The sequence below is a fragment of the Arthrobacter tumbae genome, assembly GCF_016907495.1.
GTDB lineage: Bacteria > Actinomycetota > Actinomycetes > Actinomycetales > Micrococcaceae > Arthrobacter_D > Arthrobacter_D tumbae.
This window is the reverse complement of the sequence record NZ_JAFBCC010000001.1, coordinates 1,578,601-1,600,247: the sequence shown is the minus strand read 5'-3', so window position 1 is coordinate 1,600,247 and position 21,647 is coordinate 1,578,601. Positions and strand designations below refer to the sequence as shown.

At 64.2% G+C, this 21,647-nt stretch carries 18 protein-coding genes and 2 riboswitches; of the genes, 13 read left to right on the top strand and 5 right to left on the bottom strand.

What is annotated here, in order from left to right:
* Nucleotides 1-10: 10 nt before the first annotated feature.
* Nucleotides 11-1,054 carry an L-threonine 3-dehydrogenase gene (gene tdh / locus JOD47_RS07655; protein WP_204533357.1) on the top strand — a complete coding sequence of 348 codons (1,044 nt, stop codon included), beginning with the start codon at nucleotides 11-13 and terminating at the stop codon, nucleotides 1,052-1,054.
* Nucleotides 1,055-1,065: 11 nt separating this feature from the next.
* Nucleotides 1,066-2,259, top strand: a complete 1,194-nt coding sequence (locus tag JOD47_RS07650; protein ID WP_204533356.1) for a glycine C-acetyltransferase — start codon at nucleotides 1,066-1,068, stop codon at nucleotides 2,257-2,259.
* A 46-nt stretch (nucleotides 2,260-2,305) separates the two neighbouring features.
* On the opposite strand, the gene JOD47_RS07645 is transcribed toward JOD47_RS07650, so the two are convergent.
* The 3 genes from JOD47_RS07645 to JOD47_RS07635 form a co-directional block, all read right to left on the bottom strand.
* Complete coding sequence (locus tag JOD47_RS07645) at nucleotides 2,306-2,890, bottom strand: sigma-70 family RNA polymerase sigma factor (RefSeq protein WP_204533354.1); 585 nt, start codon at nucleotides 2,888-2,890, stop codon at nucleotides 2,306-2,308.
* Between the two features lie 85 nt (nucleotides 2,891-2,975).
* Nucleotides 2,976-3,947 (bottom strand): YeiH family protein, encoded by a 972-nt coding sequence (locus JOD47_RS07640; RefSeq protein WP_204533352.1) that lies wholly within the window; start codon nucleotides 3,945-3,947, stop codon nucleotides 2,976-2,978.
* 107 nt (nucleotides 3,948-4,054) lie between these two features.
* Nucleotides 4,055-5,140 (bottom strand): inositol-3-phosphate synthase, encoded by a 1,086-nt coding sequence (locus tag JOD47_RS07635; protein WP_204533350.1) that lies wholly within the window; start codon nucleotides 5,138-5,140, stop codon nucleotides 4,055-4,057.
* A gap of 214 nt (nucleotides 5,141-5,354) precedes the next feature.
* Between JOD47_RS07635 and JOD47_RS07630 the strand changes: the two genes are divergently transcribed.
* The 9 genes from JOD47_RS07630 to JOD47_RS07590 all read left to right on the top strand — a co-directional run bounded on the left by JOD47_RS07630 (nucleotide 5,355) and on the right by JOD47_RS07590 (nucleotide 17,475).
* Nucleotides 5,355-6,824 (top strand): glycosyltransferase family protein, encoded by a 1,470-nt coding sequence (locus tag JOD47_RS07630; protein WP_204533348.1) that lies wholly within the window; start codon nucleotides 5,355-5,357, stop codon nucleotides 6,822-6,824.
* Complete coding sequence (locus tag JOD47_RS07625; RefSeq protein WP_204533346.1) at nucleotides 6,821-7,912, top strand: lipid II:glycine glycyltransferase FemX; 1,092 nt, start codon at nucleotides 6,821-6,823, stop codon at nucleotides 7,910-7,912. Before JOD47_RS07630 ends, JOD47_RS07625 begins: the two co-directional genes overlap by 4 nt.
* A 2-nt stretch (nucleotides 7,913-7,914) precedes the next feature.
* The gene (locus JOD47_RS07620; protein ID WP_204533344.1) at nucleotides 7,915-9,360 is read left to right on the top strand and encodes a phytoene desaturase family protein; all 1,446 of its coding nucleotides are present in this window, start codon (nucleotides 7,915-7,917) and stop codon (nucleotides 9,358-9,360) included.
* An 87-nt stretch (nucleotides 9,361-9,447) separates the two neighbouring features.
* The gene (locus JOD47_RS07615; protein ID WP_204533343.1) at nucleotides 9,448-10,518 is read left to right on the top strand and encodes an FAD-dependent oxidoreductase; all 1,071 of its coding nucleotides are present in this window, start codon (nucleotides 9,448-9,450) and stop codon (nucleotides 10,516-10,518) included.
* Between the two features lie 84 nt (nucleotides 10,519-10,602).
* Nucleotides 10,603-10,704: riboswitch (glycine riboswitch) on the top strand.
* A 1-nt stretch (nucleotide 10,705) separates the two neighbouring features.
* A riboswitch (glycine riboswitch) is annotated at nucleotides 10,706-10,809 on the top strand.
* 55 nt (nucleotides 10,810-10,864) lie between these two features.
* On the top strand, nucleotides 10,865-13,693 hold the full coding sequence (gene gcvP / locus JOD47_RS07610; protein ID WP_204533342.1) for an aminomethyl-transferring glycine dehydrogenase: 2,829 nt from the start codon (nucleotides 10,865-10,867) through the stop codon (nucleotides 13,691-13,693).
* Nucleotides 13,694-13,702: 9 nt separating this feature from the next.
* Nucleotides 13,703-14,815 carry a glycine cleavage system aminomethyltransferase GcvT gene (gene gcvT, locus JOD47_RS07605; protein WP_204533341.1) on the top strand — a complete coding sequence of 371 codons (1,113 nt, stop codon included), beginning with the start codon at nucleotides 13,703-13,705 and terminating at the stop codon, nucleotides 14,813-14,815.
* Nucleotides 14,812-16,185, top strand: a complete 1,374-nt coding sequence (locus JOD47_RS07600; protein WP_204533340.1) for an L-serine ammonia-lyase — start codon at nucleotides 14,812-14,814, stop codon at nucleotides 16,183-16,185. The genes gcvT and JOD47_RS07600 overlap by 4 nt, the downstream gene beginning before the upstream one ends.
* Nucleotides 16,186-16,947: a methylenetetrahydrofolate reductase gene (locus tag JOD47_RS07595; RefSeq protein WP_204533339.1), complete on the top strand. Its 762-nt coding sequence runs from the start codon at nucleotides 16,186-16,188 to the stop codon at nucleotides 16,945-16,947.
* 294 nt (nucleotides 16,948-17,241) lie between these two features.
* Complete coding sequence (locus JOD47_RS07590; RefSeq protein WP_204533338.1) at nucleotides 17,242-17,475, top strand: hypothetical protein; 234 nt, start codon at nucleotides 17,242-17,244, stop codon at nucleotides 17,473-17,475.
* Between the two features lie 4 nt (nucleotides 17,476-17,479).
* Here the strand turns inward: JOD47_RS07590 and JOD47_RS07585 are convergent, their stop codons facing one another.
* Complete coding sequence (locus JOD47_RS07585; RefSeq protein WP_204533337.1) at nucleotides 17,480-18,010, bottom strand: P-loop NTPase family protein; 531 nt, start codon at nucleotides 18,008-18,010, stop codon at nucleotides 17,480-17,482.
* A gap of 81 nt (nucleotides 18,011-18,091) precedes the next feature.
* Here JOD47_RS07585 and JOD47_RS07580 point away from each other — a divergent pair, with 81 nt between their 5' ends.
* Nucleotides 18,092-19,774 (top strand): ABC-F family ATP-binding cassette domain-containing protein, encoded by a 1,683-nt coding sequence (locus tag JOD47_RS07580; RefSeq protein WP_204533335.1) that lies wholly within the window; start codon nucleotides 18,092-18,094, stop codon nucleotides 19,772-19,774.
* Between the two features lie 101 nt (nucleotides 19,775-19,875).
* Nucleotides 19,876-21,054 carry an MFS transporter gene (locus JOD47_RS07575; protein ID WP_204536516.1) on the top strand — a complete coding sequence of 393 codons (1,179 nt, stop codon included), beginning with the start codon at nucleotides 19,876-19,878 and terminating at the stop codon, nucleotides 21,052-21,054.
* Nucleotides 21,055-21,085: 31 nt separating this feature from the next.
* Here JOD47_RS07575 and JOD47_RS07570 read toward each other — a convergent pair whose 3' ends face one another.
* Complete coding sequence (locus JOD47_RS07570; protein WP_204533334.1) at nucleotides 21,086-21,502, bottom strand: EGFR-like transmembrane domain-containing protein; 417 nt, start codon at nucleotides 21,500-21,502, stop codon at nucleotides 21,086-21,088.
* Nucleotides 21,503-21,647 lie beyond the last annotated feature (145 nt).

Sequence of the window (21,647 nt, the reverse complement as noted above, 5' to 3'; positions counted from 1 at the left end):
AGGACTGTGGGTGAAGGCGCTCTATAAATCCGGTGCACGGGCTGGCTTTGACTTCGTGGACCGGCCGGAGCCGGTGCCCGGCATCGGCGAGGTGAAGATCCGGGTGATGACCACGGGCATTTGCGGAACGGATCTGCATATCGAGTCGTGGGATTCGTGGGCGGCCGGGATCATCGAGGCGCCGCTGATTCCCGGGCATGAGTTCTACGGTGAGGTGGTGGAGCTTGGCGAGGGCGTGTGTGAGGTCCGGGTGGGTGACCGGGTTTCCGGTGAGGGGCACATTGTGTGCGGGATCTGCCGTAACTGCCGTGCCGGGCGCCGTCAGATGTGTATCCGGACTGTCAGCGTCGGCGTGCAGCGGGATGGTGCGTTTGCAGAATTCGTGGTGATCCCGGAGACCAACGTGTGGGTTCACCATGAGGGTGTGACACCGGAGCTTGGCGCGGTGTTCGATCCGTTCGGCAACGCGGTGCATACGGCGTTGAGCTTCCCGTTGGTGGGTGAGGACGTGCTGATCACCGGGGCAGGTCCGATCGGCCTGATGGCTATCGCTGTTGCCCGTCATGCCGGTGCGCGCAATATCGCGATTACGGACGTGTCCGAGCCGCGGTTGGACCTTGCGCGGTCGATCGGGGTGGACCTGGCGGTTGATGTGAGCCGGATGCGGATCACCGAGGCGCAGCGGGAGCTGCATATGGTGGAGGGTTTCGACATCGGCCTGGAGATGTCCGGGCACCCCACGGCGCTGCCTGAGATGATCGACAATATGAACCATGGCGGCCGGATCGCGATGCTGGGTCTGCCGTCCCAGGACATCACGATCGGCTGGGGGAAGGTGGTCACGCACATGCTTACGCTGAAGGGCGTGTACGGGCGGGAGATGTTTGAGACGTGGTACGCCATGTCCGCGATGCTGCAGTCCAATGACCGGCTGCGTGATGCTGTGGCGAGTGTGGTCACTGACGTGCTGCCGGCGTCGGAGTGGCAGGAAGGTTTCAGCATTGCCCGTAACGGGCGCAGCGGCAAAGTAGTGCTTGACTGGTCGGCGATCTAGAGGAGTTGCGGATGTTTGTTTCAGTGCGGGATCAGCTTCAGTCCGAGCTGCAGGAGATCCGGGATGCCGGCTTGTATAAGCATGAACGGACCATTTCTTCACCGCAGTCCAACTCGATCCGCGCTGCGTTCGGGAACGCGGAGGGCGCGCAGGTGTTGAACTTCTGCGCCAACAACTACCTCGGCCTGGCGGACCACCCCGCGATCATCCAGGCCGCGAAGGGTGCGCTGGATGATCGCGGGTTCGGGATGGCGTCGGTCCGGTTTATCTGCGGGACGCAGGACCTGCATCTTGAACTCGAGCGGCGTGTGTCGGCGTTCCTGGGCACTGAGGACACCATTCTCTTCTCGTCGTGCTTCGATGCCAACGGCGGGGTTTTCGAGTCACTGCTGAACGCTGAGGATGCCGTCATTTCCGACGCACTGAACCACGCCTCGATCATTGACGGGATCCGGCTGAGCAAGGCACAGCGGTACCGGTACGCGAACCGGGACATGGCGGATCTCGAGGCGAAGCTGCAGGAGGCCGCCGGCGCGCGTCGTCGTCTGGTCGTGACCGACGGGGTTTTCTCGATGGATGGCTACCTTGCGCCATTGAAGGAGATCTGCGACCTCGCGGAGCGGTATGACGCCATGGTGATGGTGGATGACTCGCATGCCGTGGGATTCATGGGGGCCACTGGGGCGGGAACGCCGGAGCATGCCGGTGTATCGGATCGCGTTGATCTCTACACCGGAACGTTCGGCAAGGCGCTCGGTGGTGCATCGGGCGGTTATGTGGCGGGTCGGGCGGAGATCGTCGAGCTGTTGCGGCAGCGGGCGCGGCCGTACTTGTTCTCCAACTCGCTGGCGCCGTCGATTGTCGCGGCAACCCTGACGGCACTGGACCTGGTCCAGAACAGTGCTGACCTGCGTGCCCGGTTGGGTGAGAACGCGGCCCTGTTCCGGTCTCGGATGACCGAGGAAGGATTCGACCTGCTCGAAGGTGAGCATGCCATCATCCCGGTCATGTTCGGCGATGCCGCGCTGGCGGCGCGGGTAGCGGACAGCATGCTGGAACACGGGGTCTACGTGATCGCGTTCAGCTACCCCGTTGTCCCCAAGGGCGCGGCACGTATCCGCGTACAACTCTCCGCAGCCCACAGCACCGAAGACGTCGAGGCGTGCGTGGCAGCGTTCGTAGCAGCGCGGGACGCCGTGGCGTAGTTCCCGGCTGCGAGAGCCACAGCGCTGACTCCTTCGAGGGCAGTTGTCAGGCCTCTTCCATCCGGATCCGCAACTGCTTCAGTCCGTCCCTGATCCTTGACTTGACGGTTGCAGGCGGTGCAGAGAGGTATACCGCTACTTCTCGGTAGGTCATGCAGTTGAAATAGGCGAGGGTGATTGCTTCTTGCTGAAGAGGAGAGAGTTCGCGGAGGCATCGAATCAGATGTTGCGCTTCCAGGCGACCAGCAACTGATTCCGCCACGACGTCATGATCAACGTCCTGGTTGGTAGTGCCCCATCGGAAGGCCCGGTTGGCGCTGGCCTGTTCGCTCCGTACCCGGTCAACGGCCCGGCGGTGGGCAATGGTCATCAACCACGCCATTGCACTGCCGATGGTCGGATCAAACTTATGAGCGTCCAGCCACACCACTACGTAGATGTCCTGCGCGGTTTCCTGGGCAATTTCAGCATTGACGATGATCCGCCGGACGAAACCGTAAACCCGCTGCGATGTCAGCTCGTAAAAGGTGGTGAACGCCTCCCGGTCGCCCTGAGCAGTTAGCAGGAGGAAGCCACTCAGGGCTTCCTGCTCCACCTGCTCTGCGGTGGCGACGCCTCCGTGTCTGTTCATGACGGGTTTCCCTTGTGGTAGCTCGCCGTGCGGTCAGACGGTAGTGAAGTGAACTGAAGGAACGGTAACCGAGGCCGTCCTTCGATCAAGATACCGCTATTGAGCAGGCGAGGGATACCCCGAGAATGACCAGGGTTGAAAGCAGTCCGAGCAGCACCGGGCGCTTGCCCACGCGCAGCAGGCTTTTCAGGTGGACCCCCAGACCCAGGGCGAACATCGCTGCCGACAGCAGCAGCGTCTGCAGTACCTGTGCCAGGTCCAGGGCACCCTGCGGGAGGACGTCCGAGGTGCGCAGCAGCATCGCTCCCACGAACCCCACAATAAAGAACGGGACCACCGGAGGCATCTTGCCGCCCGTCGTCGGTTTGGTACGGCGCATGCGCAGGGCTATGCCGGCAGTGATTGGCGCCAGGGTGAGGACACGGGCGAGCTTCACCGTGACGGCAACAGCAAGTGCCGAACTGCCCACCGACTCGCCCGCCGCAACAACCTGTGCCACTTCGTGGGTCGACGCGCCGATCCACACGCCGAGGGTCCTCTCGGGCAGTCCCAGCAACCCGCCCAGGAAGGGGACCGTGGGTATCATCAGGGTCCCGAAGAGCACCACCAGCCCGACGGCGGTTGCAACTTCCGTCTTCTTGGCACCAGCCGCGGTCTCCGTGGCTGCAACTGCGGCCGCACCGCAGATAGAGAACCCTGACGCGATGAGAAGTCGCTGGGCAAAGCTGATCCCCAGGAGCTTCCCGATCCAGAGTGTGGCAGCAAAGGTCACGCCCACTGATAGAAGAACAAGAAGGAGCACGCCGGGGCCTAGCCCAAGGACGGCTGACAGTGAGAGCTGGAGTCCGAGCAGTACGATCCCGGCCCGCAGCAGGGTCCTGGATGAAACGCCGATCCCCGTAAAGAGGAGGGAGGGTACCGGCAGCAGGTTTCCCCAGGCTGCCCCGAGGAGGATGGCGATCAGGAGCGGACTGGTTCCCGAGAGAAGACCGCTCAGCAGCCAGGAAAGCGCCGCGCCGGCGAGACACACCGCCAGGCCGGGCAAACTATTGCTCATGTCAACAATCTCTCATGCCGTGCCGGTCGGCGGTGGCAGACAGGCTACCTCTTCACGACAAAGCGCCCCCGGCAAAAACCGGGGGCGCTTTTTCGTAGGAGACGCTTCTAGCGCTCAACCTCGCCGCGGATGAAGGCTTCAACCTTGTCGCGGGCGATGTCGTCGTTGTACTGCTCCGGAGGCGACTTCATGAAGTAGCTCGAAGCAGAGAGGATCGGTCCGCCGATGCCGCGGTCTGCGGCAATCTTCGCGGCGCGAATGGCGTCGATGATTACGCCGGCAGAGTTCGGGGAATCCCACACTTCCAGCTTGTACTCGAGGGATACGGGTGCATCGCCGAAGTTGCGGCCCTCGAGGCGCACAAACGCCCATTTGCGGTCATCCAGCCAGGCGACGTAATCCGACGGTCCGATGTGAACGTCGTCGGCGTGCAGTTTTGCCTCAACGTTTGAGGTGACGGCCTGCGTCTTGGAAATCTTCTTGGACTCAAGGCGGTCGCGCTCGAGCATGTTTTTGAAGTCCATGTTGCCGCCGACGTTCAGCTGGTACGTGCGGTCCAGGGTGACACCGCGGTCTTCGAACAGCTTGGCCATGACGCGGTGCGTGATGGTAGCGCCGATCTGGCTCTTGATGTCATCGCCCACAATCGGGACGCCTGCTGCAGTGAACTTGTCAGCCCACTCCTTGGTGCCCGCGATGAAAACGGGAAGGGCATTGACGAAAGCGACGCCGGCATCAATGGCGCACTGGGCGTAGAACTTCGCTGCTGCATCGGAACCGACCGGCAGGTAGCAGACCAGAACGTCCACCTTTGAGGCCTTGAGTTCGGCTACAACGTTGACCGGCTCGGCATCGGACTCGACGATGGTCTCGCGGTAGTACTTGCCCAAGCCATCCATGGTGTGACCGCGCTGGACCTTGACTCCGGTGGGCGGCACGTCCGCGATCTTGATGGTGTTGTTCTCGCTGGCGCCGATGGCATCCGCGAGGTCCAGGCCGACCTTCTTGCCATCGACGTCGAACGCGCTGACAAAGTGCACGTCATTGACGTGGTACTTGCCGAACTCCACATGCATCAGGCCGGGGATGGTCGCAGTAGCGTCTGCATCCTTGTAGTACTGCACTCCCTGCACCAGGGATGCTGCACAGTTGCCAACACCGACGATTGCTACCCGAATGGGGTTAGTTCCCACTGTTCTCCTCTTTACGCGCACTTATAACCGCCTGGACCGAGGTCTTTGATTGCCTTTGCCTCCGGCGGAATCCACAGCTAATACAGTCTACTTGCTATTGCGAACGCCCGTTGTTGCCTGCTCATTCCCCCAAACCCTTCGGAGCGGCCGAATTCCGGTGGATATCTGCCAAGAGGGGAGCCGTTGTCCTGCCCGTTCGCTAGGCTTTCGAGACATGGAGCAAGCGCAGGGTCCCCGCCACCCCGCGAGCATCTCCGTGCCCACACGCAGGGACCCCCTGCTCAGGCAGATGACGGAGATCGCCGGCGGCGTACTGGGCAGGCACGCCGCACCGGGGCGGGTGCGGCCGGCGGTCTTCACCGTGGAGCGGGTTCTCGTTCTCCTGACCACTGCGGCAGCTGTTCTTGCGGTGCTGATGAAGGCTTCCTGCCGCACTGACGGATGGACGCGTCCTACGCAGTTCTATCGGGCCTGCTACTCGGACTGGACGGAAGCGTTTCAGTTTCAGGGCTTCGGAAGTGGATTGTCCCCCTTCGCGGAGGGTTCCACTTTCGACGGCCCATTGCTCGTTGGCGTATTCGCTGGACTGGTCGCCTTGCTGGTCCCGACGTCAGCGGACGGGATAGTCCAGACGCAATCCCTGATGCAGTACTTCGATGTCAACGCCGTGCTGATCGCCGCGGCCTGGATCGGAACGGTTCTCACGGCAATGCGCCTGGCCAGCCGCCGGCCGTGGGACGCGGCGGTGGTGGCGGTGGCGCCGATTGCGATCCTGACGGCAACCTCAAGCTGGGTGCTGCTTTCTGTTCTGCTGAGCGTCCTCGCCGTGTGGACGTTTGCGCAGCACCGCTATGTGGTCTCCGGAATCCTGCTGGGGTTCGGCGCCGGATTCAGCATCCACGTGCTCCTGGTCTTCGCCGCCGTCATACTGCTGGCCGTGCGTACCGGCAGGTCCAGGGCGGCCCTGTTGAGCGGCGGCTCCCTGATAGCGGTCTGGTTTCTCACCGTTCTTCCATTCGGTCCAGGGCGGGCCCTGGCGCTCCCTTGGGAGTACGATCCGGCTCACCTGGGCATCTCTTCTTCACTCTGGTCGGGCTATAACCTGCTTGCGGAAAGGCTCGGTCTTCCGCTGCTTTCTCCCGAAGCGATTGCGACCCTCGCCTTCACCGCCTTCGCCGTGCTGGCCGCCTTGATCTCCCTGCTGGTGCTGCGGGCACCGCGACGTCCGCGGCTCCCACAAGTGGTATTCCTCCTGCTCGGAGCCCTCGTTCTGGTGCTGCCCGACTACCCGCCCGAACTCAGTTTGTGGCTGCTGCCTTTCCTCGCGCTTTCATATGTTGATTGGCGAATACTTTGCGTCTGGCAACTCACCGAAGTGCTTCACTGGTGGGCCTACTGGATGTACATCGCCCGTGAGGCCTCCTCGGGTGCGGTCGAGAACAATATCGACTCTCCCTATTACGTAGCCGCAATACTGGCGCGTCTGTTGGTCACCGGTTACCTGCTGTACCGGGTCGCACAACACGTACTTGAACCGGCATATGATCCCGTGCGGCGTATCGGTATCGACGACCCTGCGGGCGGCCCTTTCGATACGGCTCCCGACCGGGAGGCGTCCGCTCCGGTAGTCTTGAGCGAGTCCCTTCCGGACCCGAAAATCACCGCACCGAAAGATCCCCAGTGACAGAACCCGACTTCCGCAGCGAGCGCCTCACGCCTGAGGCATTCGAGCTGTTGGCGTCGGCACACCCCGGTGTCGTCATTCCGCTCGAACAGACGCCACAGTGGGCGGACTTCGAGCTCGGTCTGGGCAGGGAACCCTACGGGCTGTGGGCCTATTACGACGACGGCGAGCCGGTTGCGATGGTGAGTTTCCTGCGGGTGCGGCGCAGGTTCCGCGAATCGCTGGTCGCGATCAACGGGCCCGTGTGGTTCGCGGACCGTTCCGCGGAAGCTGAGCTTCGCCTCATGCGTACGGTCCAGCACCAGTTCACCGAAGATCCGGGTACGGACCCCCTCTATGTCCGCATGCAGGTGAAACACCCTCTGCCGCCTGCGGATGGTCCGATCGAGCATGGCTGGTATGAACGCGAGATCGTCGTCGACCTGACGCCGGACGAGGATGCCATCTTCAAATCGTTCCGGCCGAACGCCCGGAACAGCATCCGTCGTGCAGAACGGTCAGGTGTGGAAGTCCGGACCATTGAGCGGGCCAGTTGGGTTGAGGTGTTCCGGAGGGACCTGTACCCGATCCTGCAGGAGACAGCCGAGCGCGACGGCTTCTCCAGCTTCGGCCCCGACTATTACGAGTTGCTGCTCTCAACGCTGGGGGATCATCTTCGGCTCATCGTCGCCTACGTGGACAACAGGGCCGTGAGCTGGTTGATCACCACCGAATACCGCGGGTACTCGGTCTACTACTTCGCGGGCAGCACGCACGACGCGCGAAAGACGTTCGCGCCGTACCTGCTGCTGTGGGAAGCCTTCAAACAGCTGAAGGCGGCCGGCAATACGGCCTGCGGGCTTACCGGCATCGTGAGTGAGAACTACCCGCAGCTGGTCAACGTCACCACATTCAAGAGAAACTTTTCCAAGAACGTCGTGGACATTCCGACAACCTTTGACATCCCGCTGAACCCGGGCAGGTACCGGGTGGTGGCCGGGCTCCTCACGTTCCGCAGAACGGCGCCGGCCAAAGGTCGCGCGTTGCTCATGGGAGCGGCGTCGTCGTTGTCCAGGCTTCGCGCCCACCGGTCCGGAGGAAAGAGCTAGCCATGGCCGACGTCGCGATTGTCGGTGCCGGGCCCAACGGGCTGGCGGCCGGAGTCGTGATGGCACGGGCGGGCTTGAGCGTAGAGGTTTTTGAGGCCGAGCGGGCTATCGGCGGTGGCTCACGCACCATGGAACTGCTTGAGCCCGACCACGTGCATGACGTGTGCTCAGCTGTGCATCCAATGGCGTTGGCGTCGCCTTTCTTCCGCGAATTCGGCCTGGCTGACCGGATCCCCTTCGTGGTTCCCCAGCTGTCCTACGCCAATCCCCTTGACGATGGGCGTGCCGGTCTCGCCTACCGCGACCTGGGGCGCACTGCTGTGGGCCTGGGCAGGGACGGACAGGCGTGGCGCCGCCTGATGCGCCCGCTCGTGCAGCACATCGACGGGGTGGTTGACACCGGCCTCAACCAGTTCCTGCGCATCCCGCGGCACCCGGTGGCGGCCGCGGTGCTCGGGCTGAGGACGCTCGAGCAGGGGTCCGGCCTGTGGAACCTGCGTTTCTCGACGGAAGAGGCTGCTGCGTTGTTCACCGGTGTTGCTGCGCACGCGGTAGCCCCTTTGCCTACGCTCGCTGCTGCCGGGGCCGGGCTCACCCTCGGCGCTTTGGCCCATTCCGTGGGGTGGCCCATTCCGGTCGGGGGATCGCAGGCTCTGGTGAACGCGATGGCGGAAGACATCCAGGCGCACGGCGGAGTCATCCACACTGCCCGACGGATTGAATCGGTTGGCGAGTTCGACGGCGCACGTGCTGTCCTGCTCGATGTCTCTCCCAGTGCTGCCGGCAGCCTGGCGGGCGATCGGCTCCCGCAGAGCTACGTCTCAACTCTGGACCGGTTCCGCTATGGGGACGGCGCCTGCAAGGTGGACTTCATTCTCTCCGGTCCGGTGCCGTGGGCCAACGAGGAAGTACGAACGGCCGGCACAGTTCATGCGGGCGGAACCCGGGCTGAAGTGGCGGCGTCAGAAGCCGACGTGGCTGCGGGACGCCATCCGGAGAAACCGTACGTGCTGGTCTCGCAGCCATCGCTGTTCGATTCTTCCCGCGCACCCCACGGGCGGCACGTTCTGTGGACGTACTGCCACGTGCCCAACGGATCCACACAGGACATGACCGAGGCCATCGTGCGGCAGATCGAGCGTTTCGCGCCCGGCTTCCGCGACGTCGTCGTGCGTTCACATGTGATGACGGCGGCCGACCTTCAGCAGTACAACGCCAATTACGTGGGCGGTGACTTCAGCGGTGGCGCGGTGACGATCCCTCAGCTGCTGGCGCGTCCCTCCTTTGGCCCTAATCCCTGGCGGATGCCGGCGAAGGGGCTGTATCTGTGCTCGGCGTCGACGCCGCCCGGCCCGGGCGTTCACGGCATGGGCGGTTATCACGCGGCGAGGCTGGCGCTGGAGGACGTGTTCGGGCTCCCGATGCCGGATCTGTCACCGGCCACGTAGCGCCTGGTCCGCTGAAGGTGCCGTCGAAGGAACATTCGCATCCGGAATCGCGTTGCACCACGAGGAACGGGATCGAGGAGGTTCAGAGTGCTGCAAGTCGTGGTCATCGGCGCCGGTCAGGCAGGTCTGTCCGCGGCGTACCACCTGCAGCGCCAGGGTCTCCGGCCGGCCCGCGACTTCCTCGTCCTCGACGCGAATGAGGGACCGGGCGGCGCGTGGCGGCACCGCTGGGACTCGCTGACCTTCGGCACGGCGCACAACATCCACGACCTACCCGCCATGGAACTGGGCACACCGGACCCAACCGAGCCGGCGTCGTCAGTTGTTGCCCGCTACTACGGCGATTATGAACAGGAGTTCGGGCTCGAAGTCCGCCGGCCGGTACGAGTGCAGAAGGTTGAGGGGTTCGACGGCGGCCTCACGGTCCACACGGACAAAGGAACGTGGGAAACCCGGCTCCTCATCAACGCCACCGGCACCTGGGACCGCCCGTACTGGCCCTACTACCCCGGCCGGGAACTGTTCCGGGGCCGCCAGCTGCATACCCACGACTTCGTCAGCGCCGACGAGTTCCGCAGCAAGCGTGTTGTGGTGGTCGGCGCCGGAACCTCAGCCGTCCAGTTCCTTCTCAAGCTGGCCGACGCCGGCGCCAGAACTACGTGGGTGACCCGCCGCCCGCCGTCCTTCACGGACCGGACGTTCGACTCCGAGTGGGGCCGCGACGTCGAGCGCAGAGTGCACTCGCGCACAAAGGCCGGGCTTCCGCCGTCGAGCGTGGTCTCTGTCACCGGACTGCCGCTCACGGCGCAGTACCGCGCCGGCATCGAGTCCGGTGTTCTGCGGTCACGGGGCCCGCTCAGGAGGATCACCGAGACAGGCATAGAGCTCGACGGCGGCGTGATGGTCCCAGCCGACGTCATCCTCTGGGCGACCGGCTTCCGTGCTGCCCTGGATCACCTGCAGCCGTTGAAACTCCGGGAACCCGGCGGCGGTATCCGCATGGACGGAGTGACTGTCCTGAAGGATGAAAGGGTGCTGCTCGTCGGCTACGGCGCGTCGGCATCAACGCTCGGCGCCACCAGGGCTGGACGTGCGGCAGCCAACCAGGCAGTCCGCCGGCTCGGCAGCATGGAACAGCAGGAAGCGCTCGCGGGCTGAGACGTCAACCATTTCCCGCGTGGGAAGTCGAAGAGTAAGCTTGGTCACGATCGCACAACTAAAAAGCCACATTTTCAACGCCGTTGACCCGCAGCGGGAGAGTTCTGCCGTTGACTGACAGCCGGCAGGCGCCGTAGGAGCAAATCCTCCCCAGGAATCTCTCAGGCCCAGCACCGCAGCGGAAAGGCAACTCTGGAAAGCAGCACTGCCGAAGTTTGGTAGTGCTCACCGACGGTGCAATGTGAACGCAGTGTTCACGGAATCTCTCAGGTCCAATACAGAGCGGGGAGGAACCCGACCATCTGTCCGCGCGTCCTGCGCCGGACACTGATCTACGGAGTTCCTCATGACGCACCAGACGGAATCAACTTTCTCCGACCGCCACATCGGTCCCCGCTCGGATGACGCCGAGCAGATGCTCAAGGTCCTCGGGTACCCCAGCCTGGATAAACTCGTCGACGTTGCGGTGCCGGCGAGCATTCGCATCAACGAGGGCCTTGATCTTCCGTCTGCGCTGAGCGAGTCAGAGGTCCTTGCGGAACTGCGCAGCATCGCCGCGAAGAACAAGACCGCCGTGCAGATGATCGGCCAGGGCTACTACGACACCGTCACGCCTCCCGTGATCCGCCGCAATGTGCTTGAGGCTCCGGCCTGGTACACGGCCTACACCCCCTACCAGCCGGAAATCTCCCAGGGCCGCCTTGAAGCGCTTCTGAACTTCCAGACGATGGTCCAGGACCTCACCGCGCTGCCCATCGCCAACGCTTCCCTGCTCGATGAAGCATCAGCCGTAGCCGAGGCCGTTCTCCTGATGCGCCGCTCCGGCAAGAACAAGGGACGCACCATCCTGGACGCCGACTGCCTGCCCCAGACCATCGCCGTCGTCATGGGCCGTGCTGAGGCGCTTGGGTTCGACATCGAGATCGCCGACCTCTCGAATGGACTGCCGGACGGCGACATCAACGGCATCGTCCTCCAACTGCCCGGAACCTCAGGTGCCCTGCGCAATTCCGCCGACATCATCGCGAAAGCCCACGACGGCGGCGCTCTGGTGACGGTCGCGGCTGACCTTCTGGCGCTGACCCTGATCACCCCTCCGGGGGAGCAGGGTGCCGACATCGCCGTCGGTTCCGCCCAGCGCTTCGGTGTGCCGCTGTTCTTCGGCGGACCGCACGCTGCCTACATGGCCGTCCGCAAGGGCCTGGAGCGCATGCTTCCCGGCCGCCTTGTTGGAGTGTCGAAGGATTCCGACGGCGCACCTGCCTACCGTCTTGCACTGCAGACCCGTGAGCAGCACATCCGCCGCGAGAAGGCCACATCGAACATCTGCACCGCCCAGGCGCTGCTCGCGATCGTTGCCAGCATGTACGGCGTCTATCACGGCCCCGACGGACTGAAGGCGATCGCGGAACGTGTGCATGGAAAGGCAGCCAGGCTTGCCGCCGCCCTTCCGGGAACGGTTCACGACTCCTTCTTCGACACCCTGCTGGTGCAGGTGGAGGGCCAGGCAGAGGGCATTGTCAGCAAGGCCGAGGAGCGGGGCATCAACCTGCGACTAGTCGACGCGGATCACGTCGGCATCGCCTGCGATGAGACCACCACGGACGCCCACCTCGAGACCATCGCCGAGGTTTTCGAGGTTGATCTGTCAGGGGATACGGAGAGTGCGATTCCTGCGGAGCTTCAGCGGACGTCCTCCTTCATGACCCACCCCGTGTTCTCCCTCCACCGCTCCGAGACCCAGATGCTGCGCTACCTGCGCGGACTCTCGGACCGTGACCTGGCACTGGACCGCACCATGATTCCGCTGGGCTCCTGCACCATGAAGCTCAATGCCACGGTTGAGATGGAACCGATCTCCTGGCCCGAGTTCGCAACCATCCACCCATTCGCTCCCGAGCACCAGACTGAGGGCTGGCGTCAACTGGTTGATGACCTGGAGGATCGCCTCGCTGAGATCACCGGCTACGCCAGGGTGTCGATCCAGCCGAACGCCGGCTCCCAGGGCGAGCTCGCCGGCCTCCTGGCCATTCGCAAGTACCACCTGTCGCGCGGGGATGAGGCACGCACGGTGTGCCTCATCCCGTCGTCGGCGCACGGCACCAACGCTGCCTCGGCCGTGCTCGCCGGCATGAAGGTGGTAGTGGTCAAGACCGCCGGAAACGGCAATATCGACCACGATGACCTCCAGGCCAAGATCGAGGCGAACAAGGATTCCCTGTCCGCGATCATGATCACCTACCCCTCCACCCACGGCGTCTTCGAGGAAGACGTTCGCTGGGTTTGCGACCAGGTGCATGGCGCGGGCGGTCAGGTCTACATCGACGGCGCGAACCTCAACGCGCTGGTCGGGCTCGCCAAGCCGGGTGAGTTCGGTGGCGACGTTTCCCACTTGAACCTGCACAAGACTTTCTGCATTCCGCACGGCGGCGGCGGTCCCGGTGTCGGACCGGTAGCGGTGGCGGAGCATCTTGCGCCGTTCCTGCCCGGAGACGCGAACAGCGCAGCTGGTGCAGAAAACGGAGACACATCAGGAGTCCCCATCTCCGCCTCCCGCTTCGGTTCAGCAGGCGTACTTCCCATTTCCTGGGCCTACGTCGCACTGATGGGAAGTGAGGGTTTGACGGCCGCAACGAAGTCCGCCCTCCTTGCAGCCAACTACGTCGCCGCCCGCCTCAACGAGCACTTCCCCGTGCTCTACTCGGGCGAGAACGGACTGGTGGCGCACGAGTGCATCCTGGACCTTCGCGAGCTGACGGCGAAGACCGGCGTCACCGCCGAAGACGTGGCCAAGCGCCTCATCGACTACGGCTTCCATGCCCCGACCCTGAGCTTCCCGGTAGCCGGCACGCTGATGGTGGAGCCCACCGAGTCCGAGGACCTCCGCGAACTGGACCGCTTCGTCGAGGCGATGATCGCCATCCGGCACGAGATCGACCGGGTCGGAACAGGCGAATGGCAACTGGAGGAGAGTCCACTCCGCCAGGCACCGCATACCGCACAGGCTCTCATCAGCGACGAATGGTCGCAGGCCTACTCACGGGAACTAGCGGCCTTCCCGCTGCGCACGCTGCGCCACGACAAGTACTTCCCGCCGGTCCGCCGCATCGACGGTGCCCACGGTGACAGGAACCTTGTGTGCTCGTGCCCTCCGATCGAAGACTTCGAAGACTAAGGAACCGCCATGACAAAGCAGACAGCGCTTTATGCCCGGCACCAGGAACTCGGGGCGGCGTTCACCGACTTCGGCGGCTGGCAGATGCCCCTGAAATATCGCAGCGAGCTGGAGGAGCACCACACCGTCCGCCGGGCTGCCGGGATCTTCGACCTTTCGCACATGGGCGAGGTGATGGTGAGCGGGCCGCAGGCAGCCAGCTTCCTCAACTACGCCCTCGTGGGCAACATGGAGATCATGGCGGTGGGGAAGGCCAAGTACTCCCTCATCTGCACCGAGGGCGGCGGCGTGATCGATGACCTCATCACGTACCGCCTCGCCGAGGAACAGTTCCTCGTGGTTCCCAACGCCTCGAACTCCGATACGGTGGCCGCCGAGCTCCAGCAGCGTGCTGCCGACTTCGATGTCACTGTGGAGGATCAGTCGGAGGAGACCGCGCTCATCGCAGTCCAGGGGCCTAACGCGGAGGCGATCCTGCTCGGTATGGCGCCGGCAGGAGACCAGGACGCCATCACCTCGCTCAAGTACTACGCCGCCGTTCGCGTGGAGCTCGCAGGGCAGCCTGTCCTTCTCGCCCGCACCGGCTACACGGGCGAGGATGGCTTTGAACTCTTCATCGAGAACGACCAGGCCGCGCAACTGTGGAAAGCCGTCACCGAGGCAGGGACGGATCATGGACTGGCGCCATGCGGCCTGGCTTCGCGGGACTCGCTCCGCCTCGAGGCAGGCATGCCGTTGTACGGCCACGAGTTGGGCCTGGAGACGAATCCGTTCGAAGCAGGACTGGGCGGCGTCGTCAGTCTGAAGAAGACCGATGACTTTGTGGGCCGCTCCGTGCTGGAGCCGCTGAAGGCCGAAACGCCGGAACGAAAGCTGGTTGGCCTGCGCGGTACCGGACGCCGGTCTGCCCGTGCAGGGTACGACGTCGTATCGAACGGACAGACCGTTGGAACCGTTACCTCCGGCCTTCCGAGCCCGACCCTCGGTTACCCCGTGGCGCTCGCTTACGTCGAAACAGGGCTGAGCGAACCGGGCACGGAACTGCAGGTCGACCTGCGTGGACGTCCGGAAGAGTTTACTGTCGTTGAACTGCCGTTCTATAAGCGTCCGGGCCGCTCATGACCATCAGCGCTTTTGACCTCTTCAAGATCGGCATAGGTCCCTCGAGCTCCCATACGGGCGGGCCCATGACGGCGGCCTATCTCTTCACCCGGATGGTGGTGGAGCAGGGACTGCTTGAACAGGTCCACCACGTTGACGCTGAACTGTTCGGTTCGCTGGGCGTCACCGGTCACGGACACGGTACCGTCAAGGCCGTGATCCTGGGACTTGAGGGGGAGCAGCCGCATCTCATCGATCCGGAACGCGCTGAGCCTCGCGTGGAGGAGATCTCCGCAACGAAGATCCTTCGCCTGGCCGGCTCGCACGACGTGGCTTTCGACCCGGAGAAAGATCTCGTTCTGCACCGTAAGCAGCGGCTGGACTATCACACCAATGGCATGCGCTTCTCGGCATATAACTCCGAAGGCATGCTTCTATCTGCCCGCGAGTACTACTCGGTGGGCGGCGGGTTTGTGTTGGATCAGGATCAGATTGGTGCGGATCTGTCCGCGGAACAGACCGTCGCCATTCCGTACCCGTTCGAATCCGGCGAACAGTTGCTCGGCCTTGCCGCGGCGACGGGAAAGTCCTTTTCCGGGATAGTGCTGGCCAACGAACTGGCCGCCCGGTCCGAGGATGAGATCCGCAACGGCCTGCTCGAAATCTGGGATGTCATGCAGGACACCATCCGGCGGGGGTCGACCAACAGCGGCATCCTTCCCGGCGGTCTGCATGTCCGGCGTCGGGCTGCCCGGCAGCTTGAGCTGCTCCAGAAGGAAGCTGATCCCAACGATCACCTCAGCACCATGGAGTGGGTCACGCTGTTCGCGCTTGCGGTCAATGAGGAGAACGCAGCCGGGGGCCGCGTGGTCACCGCTCCCACCAACGGCGCGGCCGGCATCATCCCGGCAGTCCTGAAGTACTACACGGACTTCGTTCCAGGAGCGGACGACGACGGCGTCATCCGCTTCCTGCTCGCCGCCACCGCCGTCGGCGCCCTCTTCAAAAAGAACGCATCGATTTCCGGTGCCGAGGTCGGCTGCCAGGGTGAGGTCGGTTCAGCGTGCGCGATGGCCGCTGCGGGGCTGGCCGAGGTGCTGGGAGGCACCCCCGAGCAGGTCGAGAACGCGGCGGAAATCGGTATCGAACACAACCTGGGCCTGACCTGCGATCCCGTCGGCGGCCTGGTGCAGATACCGTGCATCGAGCGCAACGCCGTGGGAGCGATGAAGGCTATCACCGCTGCCCGGATGGCCGTCCGCGGCGACGGGCAGCACTTCGTCTCACTCGACGCAGCCATCAAGACGATGCGGGAAACCGGTGCCGACATGATGGACAAGTACAAGGAAACGGCCCGCGGTGGGCTGGCATTGAACGTCGTGGAATGCTGAATGGGTCTGCCGTTCACAGTTGAGGTCATTCCGGGAGGTGACGTTGCCTCCCGGTTGCAAAGCCACCTCGCAGCGCCGGCGACGGTCGCCGTCACCTGCCTTCCGCACCACGGCCCGGCAAAGACGGTGGATCTGGCCGTGGAGCTTGCCGGTCTTGGCTACCGCGCCGTGCCGCATCTGGCAGCCCGTTCCGTTGCGTCGAAGCAGCAGCTCGCGGAGTTCATGGTGCGTCTTGCGGACGCGGGGGTGCGGGACATCTTTGCCGTAGCCGGGGATGCCCGTGAGCCGGTCGGACCATATGCGTGGAGCCTGCCGCTCATCGAGGAGATCGCGGCGACCGGTGGATTCGAAACCGGGTTCGCCGCCTATCCCGAAGGTCATCCCACAGTTCCCGAGCCCGAACTGACCGAGCTGCTGCTCAAGAAACAGGAGCTTGGCAGTTGGGCCGTCACCCAGATGTGCTTTTCCGGGGATGTCCTCAGCGACTACATCGCCCGCTTGAGATCGAGCGGCGTGACCGTGCCCATATGGGCAGGTGTTCCGGGACGTGTCCGGCGCACCCGTCTCATTTCCCTTGCCGGGCGAATCGGAGTCGGTCCGTCGCTGAAGTTCGCCAAGCGGAGCGGTTCGCTGCTGCGTTCAGTACTGGCGCCGTCGTCGTACGATCCCTCCCGATTGGTGCGCTCCATCGAGACGACCGGCGCGTTCGCGGGGCTGCACATCTACAGTTTCAACGATTTCCGGGGTCTGCCCCGAAACTGAGCTGCGGCTCAGCCACACCTGCTTGCCGTAGCGGGTTTCCTGGGCTGTGTAGTTGTGGTGGCAGTTGAAGCGCTCCTGCTCCTGAACGGGGGTGCCGGCCCACCGGGTGACGCAATCAGCACCCGATCCATCACTCCTTCTCGGTTCAGCAGGGCGAAGTCCTGGGCCCAGCTTCGCGCCATCGACCAACGTTTCCCCAAGGCATGAAGGCAACGATGAGGCATGTTCTCCAGTGGCGGCTGGAGAGCATACTTCCCGGTGGCGGCTGGGAAGACACCGTCCGCAGGAGGAGTCATGAGTGTAGAGATTATTGGTGCCCTGGCCATGATGGCGGGCGGTGCCCTCGTGGTCGTTGCTACCCTTCTCGCGGTGGGGCGGCAACGTCGGCACATCGTTGTGCCGCCAGTGCTGTCAGCTGCTGATCAGCGTCTGCTCCCTTATCTGAAGCTGACTTCCGCGCAGTGGCTTGCGCTGACCGATTTCCAGCGTTCGAACCTGCGTGAGCGGGCCCATCGTTCGATGAACTAGTAGATCACTTCTCGTTGGACCGGAGCCACTGCTCGAGCTCCTTCGGGCTGGTGAAGCGAACCACTGGCAGCCCGGCGTCCTGATATGCGCGGATTCTCCGGCGCTTACCGGCGAAGGATGTGAAGTGCCAGCGGATGATCGAGTCCCGCGCGATGACCCGGCGAAAGCTCTCCGTGTTTCCGTTGCACACCTCCTCCTGCGTAAGCATGCGCCGCAGGGTCCTGCGGACCAGCCGGAACAGCGAGAGCCAGCGGGGATAATCCAAGGCGATGATGGCGTCTGCGCGGGGGATCAAGCTGTCGGACCATTTGCCGTAGAAGCTGTCCAGCACCCAGGCATTCCGGGCGGCGATCTCCTCGACCATGCGGAGCTGATCGGCAGGATCCCGCTCCACCCAGCCAGGAAGCCAGCCGATGTCCGTGTCCACGGACGTGAGCGGCAACCCGGTCGCAGCCGCATAGCGCTCGGCCGCTGTCGTTTTTCCGGACCCGGTCACACCGAAGAACACCACTCGCTGAGGGGTTGTTGGAATCACGCTCCCATCCTTGCACTCCGTGGTCGGCTCACGGAGGAGCCCTCATTTCGGCTCACCCGATGGGGGTGGAAGACTGGGGCAGTGGCGCACCTCGACATTTCCAACATCGATTACTTCCTTTCCGACGGCCGTCAGCTGCTCAACAGCGTGAGCTTCAAGGTCGGCGAGGGCCATAAGACTGCCCTGATTGGCCCGAACGGTACCGGCAAGACCACGCTCCTGCGCATTGTTGCCGGCGACATCACGGCCGATGAGGGTGCCATCACCCGGTCCGGCAGCATGGGCATCATGCGCCAGTTCGTCGGTCAGGTGCGCGATGACACCACCGTCCGCGACCTCCTCGTCTCCGCTGCCCCGCCGGCCCTTGCCTCCGCTGCGAAGAGGATCGATGTCGCTGAGCTCGCAATGATGGAGCACGACGACGAACCCACCCAGATGCGCTACGCCCAGGCGATCGCCGACTGGGGAGACGCCGGCGGCTATGAACTCGAGACCACTTGGGACGAAGTCACCATGGCGGCGCTTGGCGTTCCGTACGATCGGGCACAGTACCGCGCGGCGTCGTCGTTATCCGGAGGCGAGCAGAAGCGGCTGGTGCTTGAGGCCCTGTTCTCGGGACCGGACGAGCTGCTGCTCCTCGATGAACCGGACAACTACCTCGATGTGCCCGGCAAACGGTGGCTCGAAGCGAAGCTCAACGAGTCCAGCAAGTCGGTCCTCTTCGTCAGTCACGACCGCGAACTGCTCGACAATGCCGCCACGCGGATTGTCACGCTGGAGCCCGGCGCGCTCGGCGCGTCGAGCTGGGTGCACGGCGGCGGTTTCAGCACCTACCTGCAGGCTCGAACCGATCGAAACGCGCGGTTCGAGGAATTGCGGCGGCGCTGGGACGAGGAGCACATCAAGCTCAAAGAGCTCGTGAACATGTACAAGAACAAGGCGGCGTTCCGCTCGGATATGGCCAATCGCTACCACGCTGCCCAGACCCGCCTGGCGAAGTTCCTTGAGGCTGGGCCGCCGGAGGCTATCCCGATCGAACAGAACGTGAAGATGCGGCTCAAGGGCGGGCGCACAGCCAAGCGGGCCGTCGTCGCGCAAAAGCTCGAACTCACCGGGCTGATGAAGCCGTTCAGCACCGAGATCTGGTTCGGCGACCGCGTCGGGGTGCTGGGCTCCAACGGATCGGGCAAGTCCCACTTCCTTCGCCTCCTCGCCGCCGGCGGCACTGATCCTGAGAAGGAACATGAGCCGGTGTCCGAGGTGAGCATTGCACCGGTGCCCCACACCGGCGTCGTGAAGTTGGGTGCGCGTATTCGCCCGGGTTTCTTCGCCCAGACGCATGTGCGCCCGGACCTGTTGGGCCGGACACTGCTCGACATCCTGCACCGCGGCGATGATCACCGATCAGGGCTCGGCCGGGAGGCGGCGTCGGGAGTGCTGGACCGCTACGGGTTGGCAGGGCAGTCGGAGCAACTGTACGACTCGCTCTCCGGCGGACAGCAGGCGCGGCTGCAGATCCTGCTGCTTGAGCTGTCCGGCGCCACGTTGCTGCTCCTCGACGAACCCACGGACAACCTCGACCTCCACTCAGCCGAAGCCCTGGAACGGGCCATCGACGCGTTCGAGGGAACTGTGCTGGCCGTGACCCATGACCGCTGGTTTGCCCGCAGCTTCGACCGGTTCCTCGTCTTCGGCGAGGACGGCAAGGTGTATGAGTCCGAGGCTCCGGTCTGGGACGAGGGCCGGGTGCAGCGCGCGCGCTGAAGCCCAGCTGCTGTCATCTGCATCACACTGGGCGCCACTGGTAGACCCTGCTGAGCCGGTGCGCATACGGTTTAGAGGTGCAGAGCAACGTCAATCCAGCCATGTGGGCAACCTTCGCGATTTTCGGGCTCAACGGGCTCGTGTTCGCCAGCTGGGCGGCCCGGATTCCGTCCGCGTCGGACACGCTTGGGCTCAGCGACGGCCAGACGGGCGCGCTGCTGCTCGTTGCGGCGATCGGGTCCATGATCTCGTTGCCGTTGTCCGGCGGGATCGCGGCGCGGATCGGCACGGCGAACACCGTGAGGCTGGGGGGAGTGGCCGCCACCATCGCAGCCTCCACCATTGCCGGCGGGCTCGTGGCGCAATCCGTGGTGCTGTCTGCCACCGGTCTCTTCATCTTCGGCCTCGGCATCGGCCTCTGGGATGTTGCGCAGAACCTTGAAGGCGCCGACGTCGAACGCCGGCTCATGCGCACGATCATGCCGAAGTTCCATGCAGCCTTCAGCGGCGGTGCCTTCATCGGTGCGCTCACCGGAGCCGGCCTGGCGGCTGCGGGCGTGGAGCTGTCAACCCACCTCGCGGCGGTTGCTGTGCTGGTGCTGGTCATTTCGCTGTGGATTCCGCGCTACTTCCTGCCTGAGGACCCTCACGCCGGAAAGCACGACGACGCAACCGCCTCCCGGTCCAGCGGATTCACCGCATGGAAGGAGCCGCGCACGCTCCTCATCGGGCTGGTAGTGCTCGGTGCAGCGCTCACCGAAGGCGCGGCGAATGACTGGGTAGCGAAAGCGACCGTGGACGGCCTTGGTGCCACCGAAGCCGTCGGTGCGCTGATGTTCGGGGTGTTCGTTGCCTCCATGACGCTCTTCCGCTTCGTTGGCGGCGGCTTCATCGACCGGTTCGGGCGGGTGCGGGTGCTGCAGGTGAGCCTCGCGTCGTCGTTGGCGGGCCTGGTGCTTTTCGTCTTTGCACCCAATGTGCTCCTCGCCGGAGTCGGAGCCGTGCTGTGGGGAACCGGCGCCGCGCTCGGATTTCCCATGGGAATGTCCGCCGCCGCAGACGAGCCCCGCCGGGCCGCTGCACGCGTGTCGGTGGTTTCCACGATCGGCTACACAGCGTTCCTCGCAGGCCCTCCGCTACTCGGTTTCCTCGGTGACCAGGTGGGAATCCGCAACGCACTGCTCGCCGTCGGAGTGGCCGTACTGGCATCCTTCCTCGTGGCGCCTGCCGCGGCGGAGCGTCCCGCGGGCGAACCGAAGGGCGCCGGCATCCCGTCCTGACGGCGGCGTCGCGCGGGAGGCGGCCCAGCCGTCAGTGACGTCCGGACCGGCCGGGATCGGCGTCGTTCTTCCGGTCGCTGCCCTTTCCCTGATCATTGCGTACGTCAGGGTCGATCTCATCCGCATGCCGGGTGTGTTCCTCTGTTTCCCGGCGCAGTCCCTGGGCATCGTTTTGCCGCTGTTCCGCTTCCTTGCGCAGCCGTTCGGCATCCACCTCGGCTTGCTGGGCATCAGCGTCAGCGCGGGCGGCGCGGGCCTCCCGCTCACGTGCTTCCAGGTCCTTGGCGTGCGCCTCTTCCCGAATCCGGTCTGCGCGATCGTGATCCTCCCGGCGCTTCTCCTGATCGTGTGCGTGCTTGCGCTTCCGTCCAAGGAATACGATCAATCCGATGATGAGCAGCACTACGAGGATCCCGATGATGATCCAGACCCACATCATTGCGTCCATTGCCTTCGCCTTCCTTATGAATGGCCGCCGCGAGGGGTCGAGCCAATTTGAGCGGCGCCCAAGAGGGACGTCATGTAGTAACTCTCGACCTGCGGATGAAGGTCGTCAAGGCCCGGGATCCTTCACGCGGGTTACTCGTCAGTGA

Coding starts and splice junctions, on each gene's coding strand:
- JOD47_RS07630 (WP_204533348.1), top strand. CDS start 5,355: ATGGAGCAAGCGCAGGGTCCCCGCCACCCCGCGAGCATCTCCGTGCCC.
- JOD47_RS07620 (WP_204533344.1), top strand. CDS start 7,915: ATGGCCGACGTCGCGATTGTCGGTGCCGGGCCCAACGGGCTGGCGGCC.
- JOD47_RS07645 (WP_204533354.1), bottom strand. CDS start 2,890: ATGAACAGACACGGAGGCGTCGCCACCGCAGAGCAGGTGGAGCAGGAA.
- JOD47_RS07590 (WP_204533338.1), top strand. CDS start 17,242: ATGAGTGTAGAGATTATTGGTGCCCTGGCCATGATGGCGGGCGGTGCC.
- JOD47_RS07640 (WP_204533352.1), bottom strand. CDS start 3,947: ATGAGCAATAGTTTGCCCGGCCTGGCGGTGTGTCTCGCCGGCGCGGCG.
- JOD47_RS07575 (WP_204536516.1), top strand. CDS start 19,876: ATGTGGGCAACCTTCGCGATTTTCGGGCTCAACGGGCTCGTGTTCGCC.
- JOD47_RS07570 (WP_204533334.1), bottom strand. CDS start 21,502: ATGGACGCAATGATGTGGGTCTGGATCATCATCGGGATCCTCGTAGTG.
- gcvP (WP_204533342.1), top strand. CDS start 10,865: ATGACGCACCAGACGGAATCAACTTTCTCCGACCGCCACATCGGTCCC.
- JOD47_RS07595 (WP_204533339.1), top strand. CDS start 16,186: ATGGGTCTGCCGTTCACAGTTGAGGTCATTCCGGGAGGTGACGTTGCC.
- JOD47_RS07650 (WP_204533356.1), top strand. CDS start 1,066: ATGTTTGTTTCAGTGCGGGATCAGCTTCAGTCCGAGCTGCAGGAGATC.
- JOD47_RS07600 (WP_204533340.1), top strand. CDS start 14,812: ATGACCATCAGCGCTTTTGACCTCTTCAAGATCGGCATAGGTCCCTCG.
- gcvT (WP_204533341.1), top strand. CDS start 13,703: ATGACAAAGCAGACAGCGCTTTATGCCCGGCACCAGGAACTCGGGGCG.